Below are 11724 nucleotides of genomic sequence, written 5' to 3' on the forward strand. Positions count from 1 at the left end.
GTCTCACCCCGGAGGACCTGTGGCTCAAAAGATCAAGCTATCAACGATCGCCGAAAGCCTGGGGCTTTCGACTGCAACCATTTCGCTTGCCCTTCGCGACAGCCCGCTCGTGGCCGCCGATACACGCGAAAAGATCAAGGAACAGGCACGCGCGCTGGGTTATATCTATAACCGTCGCGCGGCCAGCCTGCGCACCTCGCGTTCGGGCATCATCGGCGTCGTGGTGCATGACATCATGAACCCGTTTTACGGTGAAATTCTCAAAGCGATCGAGACCGAACTCGACCGCAACCGCCAGACCTTCATTCTCTCCAACCATTACGACTCTGTCGAAAAGCAGCGCAATTTCATCGAAACGCTGCTGCAGCTCGGAGGTGACGGCGTCATCATGTCGCCGGCCATCGGCACGCCGATCGAGGATGTGCGGTTGGCGGAAACCAATGGCATGCCGCTCATCTTGGTTGCCCGTTCGATGGAAGGCACGGCTTTGCCGACCTATCGCGGCGATGACAGCTACGGCATCTCGCTTGCCACCAACCACCTGATCGGCCTTGGCCATCGTACCATTGCCATGATCGGCGGCACCGACCAGACATCCACCGGCCGCGACCGGTATCAGGGTTATGTCAACGCGCTTCGCAAGGCAGGCATCGAGGTCGATCCCGAATTGCGTATTCCCGGTCCGCGCTCCATGCAGGGCGGTTTCGAGGCTGCGGTGAATTTCCTCTCCCTGCCGCAAAAGCCGACGGCCGCCGTCTGCTGGAACGATCTTGTCGCCATTGGGCTGATGAACGGCATTGCCCGCGCCGATCTCGTTGTCGGCCAGGATATTTCGGTCACCGGCTATGACGATCTCGAACAGGCCTCGATCGCCGTGCCGGCGCTCACCACCGTGTCCAACCAGCAGGCAGAGGTCGGGCGTCTTGCAGCGCGTGCGCTTCTCGATCGGCTGGCCGGCAGCCATGAACCCGATGGCATCCACCTCATCAAGCCGGAAATGCGTATCCGCCAGTCGACGGGGCCACATCGCCCACGCGCCTAAGCAGAGAATTTTTCAAGTCAGCACAGGAAAAAGAGCATGACCGACAGACCCGTCACCGTCCTCATTCCCGGACGCATCCATCCGCGTGTGCTGGAGCGATTGGAAAAAGAGTTTGACGTGGTGACGGTGCCCGGCCAGGGCGGCGAACTGGAGCTGGACGAGGCCATCCGTGCAAAGGTGCGTGCCGTTGCTCTGTTCGGCACACTGCAGAAACCGTGGATGGATCTCCTGCCGAACCTGGAAATCGTTTCGAATTTCGGTGTTGGTTATGACGGTGTCGATGCGACCTATGCGGCCAGCAGGGGTATTGTCGTCACCCACACGCCGGATGTTCTGAACGACGAGGTTGCCGATACGACGATCGGCCTTCTGCTCAACACTGTGCGACGGCTGCCAGTGGCGGAAGACTGGTTGCGCAGCGGTCGCTGGAAATCGGACGGACCGTTTGCGCTGTCGCCGCTATCGCTCAAAGGCCGGCATGTCGGCCTGCTCGGCCTTGGCCGTATCGGGCTTGAAATCGCGCAGCGGCTGGAAGCTTTCAAGCTAAAAATCAGCTATCACACCCGCACCGCCCGCACAGATGTGCCCTACACGCATTTCGCTTCTCTGAAGGAGATGGCGGAAGCGGTGGATACACTGATCTGCATCGTGCCGGGCACGGCGGCCACCCACAAAATCATCAATGCCGAGATCCTTTCGGCGCTCGGGCCCAACGGCGTGTTCATCAATGTCGGGCGCGGATCAAGCGTGGATGAAGCGGCGCTGGAAGCGGCTTTGCGCACCGGCACCATCGCCGCCGCCGGGCTTGATGTGTTTTATGAGGAGCCGACGACAGCCTCGAGTTTCCTCGATCTCGACAATATCTCCTTGCTGCCGCACGTGGCCTCGGCTTCCGTGCCCACCCGCAACGCCATGGCCGATCTGGTGGTCGACAATCTGATTGGCTGGTTCAGGAACAAGACCGTGCTGACACCGGTGCCGGAAACGCCGGTCAAGAGCTAAACCGCTCAATGGGCTCTCTTCCGCCGCGCCCGAACCGCGCGGCGTTATCCCGTCGCCAGGTTTCGCGAAGGGCGGGCATGGCCTTTGCCCGCCGCATATTCCCGCACGGCATCACCAAAAGCCTCGAACAACTGCCGTGACGGCTGGTCGGTGGCGGCCCAATATTCCGGATGCCATTGTACACCCACAGCAAAATTTTTGGCGTCGATCACCGAGACGGCCTCGATCGTTCCATCCGCGGCCGTTGCCTCGATCTGCAGACCGGGAGCGGTTCTGGCGATCGCCTGACGATGCAGCGAATTCACCTGCACCTCGCCGGCCACGCCGAGATAATTGGCGATGCACGACCCTTCCTTGACGAAGACCGGCTGGCGGATGGAATAACGCACGTCGCGATCGTCATTCTCCGGTGAGCGGTGATCCCAGATGTTTTCCGCTTCCTGTATCTCGCTGGCCAGCGTGCCGCCAAGCGCGACGTTCAGTTCCTGAATGCCGCGGCAGATGGCGAGAAGCGGAATGCCGCGATCGATGGCGCGGCGGATCAGTTCCAGCGAGGTGGCGTCGCGGGCAAGGTCGAACGGGCCGTCTTTTTCAGTGGCGTCCTGGCCGTAGCGCGAAGGATGGACATTGCTGGCCGCTCCCGAGATCAGTACCCCGTCGACCCGGTCGAGCAGGGAGTCGATGTCGTTGCCGTCCTCGAAGGCGGGCACGATGATCGGCATGGCTTGCGCCACATGTAATGCAGCCTTCGCATATTGATTGGGCGTGGCATGCCAGAAAGCGCCTTCGATTTCCTTGATATCGGCGGGAATGGCGACGATCGGCTTGGGCATGCAAAAGCTCCGAAAGGCTGGTCTGATGAAGCCTTTTGGCGCTGCTCATAAGGGGAAGTCAAGCGGGCGTATGCGCATGGCTCGCTTGCGTCCCCGAGAGCGTACTGAACCATTGTGTGCGAGCAACACGGAGTCACGTGGCGCGGCTTAAGACGAAAGTCTGATGGCCTGCGGTCTCTTGCTGCTTCGAAAATGGAGATCACGTGCTTGCCAGTGTCTGAGCGTCATGGTTGTTTTGATGGTGGCTGCGGAATTGGGAGAGTTTTGCACCAGGGTTCGGTTTCAACGGGAGGTGAGCATGGATCGTCGTACATTTTTCAAAAAGGCGGCTGTGACGGGAACGGGGGCGGCAGCAGCAGGTGTTCTTGCAGCACCGGCCATTGCGCAGGAAAATCCGAGGATCAGCTGGCGCCTGACCTCGTCGTTTCCTAAATCGCTGGATACCATCTATGGTGGTGCCGATGATGTCGTGAAACACGTGGCCGAGGCCACCGATGGCAAGTTCACCATCCAGCCGTTTGCAGCGGGCGAAATCGTGCCGGGCCTGCAGGCACTCGATGCCGTGACCAATGGCACGGTGGAAATGGCGCATACATGCTCATACTATTTCGTCGGCAAGGACCCGACGTTTGCGATCGGCAGTGCCATTCCCTTCGGCCTCAACGCGCGTCTGACCAATGCCTGGTTCTATCAGGGCAACGGCAATACGCTGATGAACGAGTTTTTTGCCAAGCATAATGTTTATGGTCTTCTGGCGGGCAATACCGGTGCCCAGATGGGCGGCTGGTTCCGCAAGGAAATCAACACCGTTGATGATTTCAAGGGCGTGAAGATGCGCATTGCCGGCCTGGCCGGCCGGGTGCTTGAAAAGCTCGGCGCGGTACCGCAGCAGATTGCCGGCGGCGATATCTATCCAGCGCTGGAAAAGGGCACGATCGATGCCGCCGAATGGATCGGTCCCTATGACGATCACAAGCTCGGTTTCTTCAAGGTCGCAAAATATTATTATTACCCCGCCTTCTGGGAGGGCGGTCTGGCGATCCATTCGCTGGTCAATCTGGAAAAGTGGAACAGTCTGCCGAAGGCATATCAGGCGGCGCTGACTGATGCCTGCGCTTTCGCCAACACCAACATGATGGCGAAATACGATCTAAAAAACCCGACCGCGATCAAGCAGATCGCCGCACAGGGAACGGTCTTGCGGCCGTTCAGCCAGGATATTCTGGAAGCGTGTTTTAACGCGTCGCTGGAGGTCTATAAAGAAATCTCAGCGACCAATGCCGACTTCAAGAAGATCTACGAGGATCAGGTCGCTTACAAGAAAGAGGCCTATCTGTGGCTGCAATTGTCGGAATACACGTTTGATACGTTCATGATGATCCAACAGCGCAACGGCAAGCTCTGAGGCCAAAACATTAGTACCCCGAGCCGCGAGGTTCGGGGTATTTTTGTGAGTGAAATTGCGCGCATTGCGTGTATTTGATTGTGCTTGCCGCACTGCCGGCTAAACTCTCTCCGTTGCAGAGCAGAAGCAGAACGCTCCGAGGCCAGCCGGAGTATCGGTGAAGACGGGCTTCACCGACTTAGGCATAAGCCTTGCTCTCGAACCAGAGGTGATGCGATGTGGAAACCACTGAGCATTACGCTTACAGTCAGAAAAAGCCGGACAAGCTGGTCAATAGCTGTCCGGCTCATGTTCTTGGCTAGATAGTAAAGGGAAAGCAGAGCCACCAGCTCTGCTTTCCACTCCGTTAATATACCCCTCACGCCCTTTATCGACAAGAGCAGCCTTTACGGGTTGATCTTCGGTGGTTCGCCCAGGTTCGGCATTCCCGGCAGGCCGCCCGGCTGTGCCGGTGCGCCATCCATCGGTGGCGGGCCGAAATTGGGCATCTGGTTGCTGTCGCTCGGCCCAAGACCGGGGATTTCGATCTTGATCGAGTCGAGATCCACGTCCGGCGTCTTGTCCAGCCAGTAGGTGACGGATTCGGGCCAGAAAATGACGATGGCAACGAGGATCAGCTGCATGCACAGCCATGGTATGGCGCCGAGATAGATATCCTTCGTCTTCACCGAACGTGGCGCGATCGAGCGAAGATAGAACAGCGCAAAACCGAAGGGTGGGTGCATGAAGCTCGTCTGCATGTTGATGCAGATGAGCACGCCGAACCAGATGAGGTCGATGCCGAGCGCATTTGCCACCGGCACGAGCATCGGGATGACGATGAAGGCGATCTCGAAGAAATCGAGGAAAAAGGCCAGGAAGAAGATGAAGATGTTGACGAAAATCAGAAAGCCGATCGCGCCGCCGGGGACGTGAGACAGCAGATGCTCGATCCACAATCCGCCATCCATGCCCTGGAAAACGAGACTGAAACACGTGGCGCCAACGAGGATGAATACCACCATGGACGTGATCTGCATCGTGGTGTGCATGCCCTGTCGTGTCAGGTCCCAGGTCAGGCGACCATGCAGGGCTGCAATGCCCATGGCGCCGACGACGCCGAGCGCTCCGGCTTCTGTCGGGGTGGCAAGGCCCATGAAAATGGTGCCGAGCACGAGAAAGATCAGCACGACCGAGGGGATCATGCCCCACAGCACGCGCATGACCAGCGCCGCATTCATCTCGCCGCGCGCTTCGGGAGGCAAGGCCGGCACATCCTTCGGGCGGAAGATGGAGAGCGCCAGAATGAACAGAAGGAAGATCGTCACCTGCAGGATCGAAGGCCCGATCGCGCCGAGATACATGTCACCGACCGAACGGCCGAGCTGGTCGGCAAGCACGATGAGGACGAGTGACGGCGGAATGACCTGGGTGATTGTGCCTGAGGCAGCAATGACGCCGGTGGCAAGCCGCGGATTGTAGCCGTATTTCAGCATGATCGGCAGAGAGATCACGCCCATGGTGATGACCGAAGCGGCCACCGTGCCGGTGATGGCGCCGAGAATGGCGCCGACGATGATGACCGCATAGGCAAGACCACCCGGGATGGCGCCGAACAGTTTTCCCGTGCCTTCAAGCAGATCTTCCGCGAGGCCACATCGCTCGAGGATGGCGCCCATGAAGGTGAAGAAGGGGATCGCCAGCAGCAGGTCGTTCGAGACGATGCCGAAGATACGGAAGGGCAGGGCCTGCAGGAATACCTGCTCGAAATGGCCGGTGAAGACGCCCAGCACACCGAAGAAAAGCCCGACCGCCGCCAGCGAAAAGGCGACGGGAAAACCGTAGAGCATGAAAATGATCATGCCGAGGAACATCAAAGGCGGCATCACACCGTAAGCGAACATGGTTTGGCTCCCCGGCGATTACTGCAGCGGTTTTTCGTAGGTCGTATCGACGGCGGCAAGGCCCATCAGCGCGGCGATGCGCTTGATCAGCTCCGACAGGCCCTGAAGCACAAGCAGCGCAAAACCGGCGAAGATCACGAGCTTGACCGGCCAGCGGATGAGGCCGCCGGCATTGGAGGAGCCTTCCCCCTGTACCCAGGAGAGCCAGAAGAATGGCCAGCAGATCCAGGCGAGATAGGCGCAGGCGGGCAGAAGAAAGACGAGAAGGCCGATGATGTCGATCCATAACCGCTTGTGTTCCGACACGGCGCCGTAGACGAGATCGACGCGCACATGTTCGTTCAGCCGCAGCGTATGTGCCGCCCCCATCAGCACGATGAAAGCGAACATGTACCACTGGATTTCCAGCCAGCCATTCGAGCTGATGTTGAATGTATAACGGATGAGAGCATTGCCGGCGCTGACAAGGCAGCACAACAGGACGAGATATCCGGAAAATTTTCCTATAATCTCGCTCAGCCCGTCAACCAGGCTGCTGAAACGAAGCAGAAGCGCCATTTATCCCCCCGGATGGTTCCTCTCCCATCCTTTTCCTCTCAGGCGATGTAACAAAACAGTCGTCAAATTGAAAGACTGAGCATATGCAACTTTGGTTGCTGCTGCTGCTAAGACACAGTGGTCTTGACAGGTGTCCGCTTGGCGTTGGACACTTTCATCCGATCAATGACGGATGCAGGCATTCCTGTCATCCGGTGCTTATCTGGGAGGAGCGGGCATGGAGCATCATCACAGCGGGCCGGTCGAGACCGGCGCCGAGATGGATTACCGAGAACACGAAAAAACCTATGACGGTTTTCTGGCCGGCGCCAAATGGGGCACGATGGTCACCGTCGTACTGCTGATCGCCATGGCTGCCGGGTTTTTCTCGGGCGCCGGTTTTCTGGGTGGTCTGATCGTCTTCATCATCCTGAATGTCGCCGGCGTTTTCCTGCTGCGCTGATTTTTACCGCACCGACACAACATCCCTGAAACGACAGCGGCCCCGTATCAACGGGGCCGGGAATGATCTCGTCTGAGATTCAGTGTGAGGCCGATCAGGCGCCGCCGCGGGTGCGGGCGAGACCGTCCTTGGCCGGCCTGTAGTTCGGGTCGAGACGTGCCGCATGCGAATAGGACTTTGCAGCGCGCGCCTTGTCGCCGCGGCGCTCGTAGACCAGCGCCTGGTTGGCCCAGGATTCCGCGATCTTGTCATCCAGTTCGATGGCGTGGTTGAAATCGGCAAATGCGTTTTCGTCGTCGTTCAGCGCGACATAGGAAACGCCGCGGCCGTTATAGGGCTCGGGCGAGGTCGAGGACAACGAGATCGCCTTGGAGAAATCGTCGATCGCCTGCGCATGCTGACCGCGACTCTGCAGGATCAGGCCACGGCCGTGATAGGCACGTCCATCCGTGGTTTCCAGCTGGATGGCACGGGAAAAGTCGTTAAAGGCCTCATTCGTGCGGCCGGCCTGGCGGTAGATATTGCCGCGACCGATATAGGCGGCATCATAGCTCGAGTTGATCTGGATGGCCGCATTGTAATCGTTTGCGGCCTCCACCGGCTTGCCCATGTTGCGATAGACCAGCGCGCGGTTGGCATAGGCCTGATAGAATTGCGGGTTCAGCTGGAGCGCACGGTTGAAATCGTCCAGAGCGCGGCGGAAATCGCCGGCGCGGCCGTAAGCGGAACCGCGAACGTTGTAGCCTTCAGGATCCTGCGGATTGGCGTTGATCACCGAGGTCAGCGAGGAAATGTTCTGCTCGGAGCCCTGGGCACGATCGAGACGGATCGTGTCCATCGAGGTCACGGTCGACTGGCAGGCGGTCAGCGTGCTTGTCGCGAGCAGGATGAGGGCAATGGGCGCGATGCCGCGGCGGCGACGGGCTGTGGAATGCGAAACACCATTCGAAATGGAATCAGCAGCAGTCATGGCAGCCATCAGGCGCTTGTCCTCATATGAGCAGGGACATCACCCAACAAAACGCATGGGGATATCCAGACAGAAATCAAAAAGCGGCGGCGTCCGTCAGGTCGCCGCCGCTCTTAAGCATGAGAAAACGTCGAAAAAACGACAGATTAGCGAGCCGGACGTGCCGGACGCGGGGTCTGCGGCAGCAGGCCTTCGCGCTGCATGCGCTTGCGGGCCAGCTTGCGAACGCGACGAACAGCTTCAGCCTTTTCGCGAGCGCGCTTTTCCGAAGGCTTTTCGTAGCTTTCGCGCATCTTCATTTCGCGGAAAACACCTTCGCGCTGCAGCTTCTTCTTGAGAGCGCGGAGAGCCTGATCAACGTTGTTGTCGCGGACTAGTACCTGCACGTGAAATCCCGTTCCTTTGGTTTGTTTTCGCCCGGTCCTCAGCAGGATTTTCGGCGATAGAGTTTCGTGCGCGCGGCGTTAACCGTGCGATTTTGCAGGCCTCATAACAGGAGATTGGCGGCAAGTCCAGATGGTGTCGGGGCAATTGTGGAAAATGGCGTGTATCGCCGCCCTCTCAACTTCATGGTGTTGCAGGTTTGCCGGGCCTATCCGACCACGGGCATGCCATTCGCGCGTGGCGGCCGGTATGCTGCGGGTTTCCGGGCGAACAGGTGTAGCATGGGTTTTTCGACAAGCCGATGGACAAGGATTGCGGCAAGGCAGGAGACGATGATGCAGCCGATCGTGGTCAGGATCAGCGTGAGATCGCTCTCCGCGCCGATCGTTCGTCTGGCTATCTGTGTAACGGCGCCGATGGCAAACATATGGGACAGATAGAGTGCATAGGATGAGTCGCCGAGTTGCTCGAGGATCGGGACGCGCTTGAGCTTCGGCTCGTATGACAGGGCCACGACCAGCAGGCAGATGGCCCAGGCCACCTGTCCGGCAAAACCCAATTGCGTGATCCATCTGCTGCCGTCGTCCAGCAGCGCCAGCAGAACGCCTGCTGCCGCGACAGCTGCGAAAATGCCGGCGTGACGGGCTTCGAGTGCAATGCCGCCCTTCAGTTTTTTCCAGCCGATCCATGCACCGGCGGCAAAGGCGAGCGGCGAGGCGTTCATGTAAAATTGCAGAACCGGATCCACAGGCGCCATGATGAGGCCAAACAGCCACATGGCCACGAACAGCAGCGTCAGCAGGCGAATACGTGAGGTGGCGCTCAATGCCGCCAGTGCTGCGAAGACGACATAAAAATAAGCCTCGTAATTCAGCGTCCAGCCAAGTGAAAGCATGGGGCTGGTGCCGCCGCGGCCCGGCGCCTCATGAGCGATGAACAACAGCGACTGGACGAAATGCGGCCAGGTGAAAACCGTGGTCTGCAGGAGGGTAGGGGCGGCGACGGCGATCAGCGCGGTAAATCCGGTGAAAAGCCAGTAGAGCGGGACGATGCGAATGATGCGGCGTTTCAGGAATGTCTTTGGCGAAAATGGACCCGCGCCGGAAATATAGACCATGATGAAGCCGCTGATGGCGAAGAAGAGAACGACGCCAAGGCGGCCGGCAAGCACGACAAGCGGATTATCGACGCCGATCTGGTGGGAAAAGGAATGCGCGACGACGACCAGAAGCGCTGCCAGAGCGCGCAGATACTGAATGGAATAGAGCTTTTCCATGATGCGCTTCCCCCTGTTGCCGATCGGCACTCAGCCGCATTTGCGCCGGCCTTGCAAGGTGATCATTCTTGGTTGGTTAATGGGCTCGGTGTGCAATCATCGCGCGTGGCGATATCTGCCGTGTCGAAACAAACCCTTCAAGCGTCGCAAAACAGCCATTGCGGTGCATAATGATTTGCCATGGCTATGACTCTACGCAAGTCGTGAGGTCGAGAGGCCACACGTGGCTGAACATAAAAAGAGGGGCGCGATGCGCAGATATTCGGTTTTCGCCATCGCACGCGAGGCAATGCGTGCCCACAAGGGTTGGGACCAGCAATGGACATCGCCCGAGCCGCGCTCCAGTTACGACGTCATCATCGTCGGCGCCGGTGGCCATGGTCTGGGTGCTGCCTATTACCTCGCCAAGGAGCATGGCATCACCAATATCGCGGTGATCGAGAAGGGCTGGCTCGGCGGCGGCAATACCGGCCGCAACACCACCATCATCCGCTCCAACTATCTCTATGAAGAGAGCATGGATATCTACGAGCATTCCCTCAAACTGTGGGAAGGCCTGAGCCAGGATCTCAACTATAACACCATGTATTCGCCGCGCGGCGTGATGATGTTGTCGCACAACATTCACGACCAGCAGTCGTTCAAGCGCCATATCAATGCCAACCGGCTTTACGGTATCGACAACGAATGGCTGTCGCCGGAGCAGGCCAAGGATTTTGTGCCGGTCCTCGATATCTCGAAAACGGCGCGTTACCCGATCAATGGTGCCGCCCTGCAACGTCGCGGCGGCACGGCCCGTCACGACGCCGTCGCCTGGGGGTACGCCCGCGCTGCCGCCGACCGTGGCGTGCACATCATCCAGAATTGCGAAGTCACCGGTATCCGTCGCGGACCGGCTGGTGAGGTTCAGGGCGTCGAAACGTCGAAGGGCTTTATCGGTGCAAAGAAGATCGGCGTTTCCGCTGCCGGTCACTCGTCCGTGGTGATGGAAATGGCGGGCGTGCGCGTGCCGCTGCATTCCAACCCGCTGCAGGCGCTGGTGTCGGAACCTCTGAAGCCCATCTTCCCTTGCGTGGTCATGTCCAACACCGTGCATGCCTATATCTCGCAGTCCGACAAGGGCGAACTGGTGATCGGCGCCGGTACCGACCAGTACAATTCCTATAGCCAGACCGGTGGTCTGCAGATCATCACCCACACGCTCGATGCCATCTGCGAACTCTTCCCGATCTTCCGCCGTGTAAAGATGATGCGCCAGTGGGGCGGCATTACCGACAACACGCCGGATCGTTCGCCGATCCAGGGTGTGACGCCGGTGCCGGGCCTGTTCGTCAACTGTGGCTGGGGCACGGGCGGTTTCAAGGCGACGCCGGGCTCGGCCAACCTGTTTGCGCATCTGATCGCCAAGGGCGAGCCGCATCGTCTGGCCGCCGGACTTAACCTCGACCGTTTCCGCACGGGCCGCCTGATCGACGAAGCGGCCGCTGCCGCCGTTGCGCATTGATGACGATCGCAACGATAGGCCTTGCGGCGGCACTCGGGGCTCCGGCGATCGGTGAAAAGCCGGTTGCCGCGAGTGACATCTTTCCAGGTGTCGATGATTTTCGCATGCAGGCGATAACCCGGACCAGAAGCGAGGCGGATTGGCCGTTCGTGGCAGACAAGGGGATGCTGCTCTGCGCCAAGATTTTAAACAAGCCGGCGGTCTATTTCGTCGGGGAGGATCGAGATGGTGAGCAGATGCGTCCCTTCGCGATCAGTACCGACATGATGGAAGTTGCCATGGTGAATATCGGCACGAGTGGTGTGCTGCGCCCTTATGACGATTTCGAACAATTGCTGAAACGGCTGGTGCCCTATGTCTCCATGGGGCGGCGCCTGTGTGATCAACCTCCCGGAACGAACCTTCCGGATAGTGCTCTTTAGGTG

The 11724-nt window shown here is 59.1% G+C and carries 12 protein-coding genes; 6 read left to right on the top strand and 6 right to left on the bottom strand.

What is annotated here, in order from left to right; all coding sequences use genetic code 11:
- The first annotated feature begins 19 nt into the window (after window positions 1-19).
- Together ACRQ1B_RS01610 and ACRQ1B_RS01615 are read left to right on the top strand one after the other, a co-directional pair.
- On the top strand, window positions 20-1042 hold the full coding sequence (locus tag ACRQ1B_RS01610) for a LacI family DNA-binding transcriptional regulator (protein WP_432291928.1): 1023 nt from the start codon (window positions 20-22) through the stop codon (window positions 1040-1042).
- Window positions 1043-1078: 36 nt separating this feature from the next.
- A complete protein-coding gene (locus ACRQ1B_RS01615; RefSeq protein ID WP_432291929.1) occupies window positions 1079-2044 on the top strand; it encodes a 2-hydroxyacid dehydrogenase in 966 nt (321 codons plus the stop codon).
- Window positions 2045-2088: 44 nt separating this feature from the next.
- Here the strand turns inward: ACRQ1B_RS01615 and ACRQ1B_RS01620 are convergent, their stop codons facing one another.
- On the bottom strand, window positions 2089-2877 hold the full coding sequence (locus tag ACRQ1B_RS01620) for a gamma-glutamyl-gamma-aminobutyrate hydrolase family protein (RefSeq protein ID WP_432291930.1): 789 nt from the start codon (window positions 2875-2877) through the stop codon (window positions 2089-2091).
- Window positions 2878-3175: 298 nt separating this feature from the next.
- On the opposite strand from ACRQ1B_RS01620, the gene ACRQ1B_RS01625 reads away from it, so the two are divergent.
- Window positions 3176-4282: a TRAP transporter substrate-binding protein gene (locus ACRQ1B_RS01625; RefSeq protein ID WP_432291931.1), complete on the top strand. Its 1107-nt coding sequence runs from the start codon at window positions 3176-3178 to the stop codon at window positions 4280-4282.
- Window positions 4283-4668: 386 nt separating this feature from the next.
- Here the strand turns inward: ACRQ1B_RS01625 and ACRQ1B_RS01630 are convergent, their stop codons facing one another.
- Window positions 4669-6165 carry a TRAP transporter large permease gene (locus tag ACRQ1B_RS01630; protein ID WP_432291932.1) on the bottom strand — a complete coding sequence of 499 codons (1497 nt, stop codon included), beginning with the start codon at window positions 6163-6165 and terminating at the stop codon, window positions 4669-4671.
- An 18-nt stretch (window positions 6166-6183) separates the two neighbouring features.
- Window positions 6184-6723, bottom strand: a complete 540-nt coding sequence (locus ACRQ1B_RS01635; RefSeq protein ID WP_432291933.1) for a TRAP transporter small permease subunit — start codon at window positions 6721-6723, stop codon at window positions 6184-6186.
- Window positions 6724-6940: 217 nt separating this feature from the next.
- Here ACRQ1B_RS01635 and ACRQ1B_RS01640 point away from each other — a divergent pair, with 217 nt between their 5' ends.
- A complete protein-coding gene (locus tag ACRQ1B_RS01640; protein ID WP_432291934.1) occupies window positions 6941-7165 on the top strand; it encodes an aa3-type cytochrome c oxidase subunit IV in 225 nt (74 codons plus the stop codon).
- 94 nt (window positions 7166-7259) lie between these two features.
- Here the strand turns inward: ACRQ1B_RS01640 and ACRQ1B_RS01645 are convergent, their stop codons facing one another.
- From ACRQ1B_RS01645 to ACRQ1B_RS01655, 3 genes are all read right to left on the bottom strand, one after another.
- A complete protein-coding gene (locus tag ACRQ1B_RS01645) occupies window positions 7260-8135 on the bottom strand; it encodes a tetratricopeptide repeat protein (RefSeq protein ID WP_432293787.1) in 876 nt (291 codons plus the stop codon).
- Window positions 8136-8281: 146 nt separating this feature from the next.
- On the bottom strand, window positions 8282-8521 hold the full coding sequence (gene rpsU, locus ACRQ1B_RS01650; protein ID WP_112728665.1) for a 30S ribosomal protein S21: 240 nt from the start codon (window positions 8519-8521) through the stop codon (window positions 8282-8284).
- A gap of 206 nt (window positions 8522-8727) precedes the next feature.
- Complete coding sequence (locus tag ACRQ1B_RS01655; RefSeq protein ID WP_432291935.1) at window positions 8728-9795, bottom strand: acyltransferase family protein; 1068 nt, start codon at window positions 9793-9795, stop codon at window positions 8728-8730.
- Window positions 9796-10045: 250 nt separating this feature from the next.
- Here ACRQ1B_RS01655 and ACRQ1B_RS01660 point away from each other — a divergent pair, with 250 nt between their 5' ends.
- Window positions 10046-11299: a sarcosine oxidase subunit beta family protein gene (locus ACRQ1B_RS01660; protein WP_432291936.1), complete on the top strand. Its 1254-nt coding sequence runs from the start codon at window positions 10046-10048 to the stop codon at window positions 11297-11299.
- Entirely contained in the window at window positions 11299-11721 is a 423-nt protein-coding gene (locus tag ACRQ1B_RS01665; RefSeq protein ID WP_432291937.1) for a hypothetical protein, read from the top strand. Before ACRQ1B_RS01660 ends, ACRQ1B_RS01665 begins: the two co-directional genes overlap by 1 nt.
- The last annotated feature ends 3 nt before the right edge of the window (window positions 11722-11724 follow it).

This window comes from Endobacterium panacihumi (assembly GCF_050847465.1).
GTDB lineage: Bacteria > Pseudomonadota > Alphaproteobacteria > Rhizobiales > Rhizobiaceae > Neorhizobium > Neorhizobium panacihumi.

Excerpts from the sequence above, each read along its gene's own strand:
- ACRQ1B_RS01615 (WP_432291929.1), top strand. The coding sequence starts at position 1,079 with ATGACCGACAGACCCGTCACCGTCCTCATTCCCGGACGCATCCATCCG.
- ACRQ1B_RS01620 (WP_432291930.1), bottom strand. The coding sequence starts at position 2,877 with ATGCCCAAGCCGATCGTCGCCATTCCCGCCGATATCAAGGAAATCGAA.
- ACRQ1B_RS01625 (WP_432291931.1), top strand. The coding sequence starts at position 3,176 with ATGGATCGTCGTACATTTTTCAAAAAGGCGGCTGTGACGGGAACGGGG.
- ACRQ1B_RS01630 (WP_432291932.1), bottom strand. The coding sequence starts at position 6,165 with ATGTTCGCTTACGGTGTGATGCCGCCTTTGATGTTCCTCGGCATGATC.
- ACRQ1B_RS01635 (WP_432291933.1), bottom strand. The coding sequence starts at position 6,723 with ATGGCGCTTCTGCTTCGTTTCAGCAGCCTGGTTGACGGGCTGAGCGAG.
- ACRQ1B_RS01640 (WP_432291934.1), top strand. The coding sequence starts at position 6,941 with ATGGAGCATCATCACAGCGGGCCGGTCGAGACCGGCGCCGAGATGGAT.
- ACRQ1B_RS01645 (WP_432293787.1), bottom strand. The coding sequence starts at position 8,135 with ATGACTGCTGCTGATTCCATTTCGAATGGTGTTTCGCATTCCACAGCC.
- ACRQ1B_RS01655 (WP_432291935.1), bottom strand. The coding sequence starts at position 9,795 with ATGGAAAAGCTCTATTCCATTCAGTATCTGCGCGCTCTGGCAGCGCTT.
- ACRQ1B_RS01660 (WP_432291936.1), top strand. The coding sequence starts at position 10,046 with ATGCGCAGATATTCGGTTTTCGCCATCGCACGCGAGGCAATGCGTGCC.
- ACRQ1B_RS01665 (WP_432291937.1), top strand. The coding sequence starts at position 11,299 with ATGACGATCGCAACGATAGGCCTTGCGGCGGCACTCGGGGCTCCGGCG.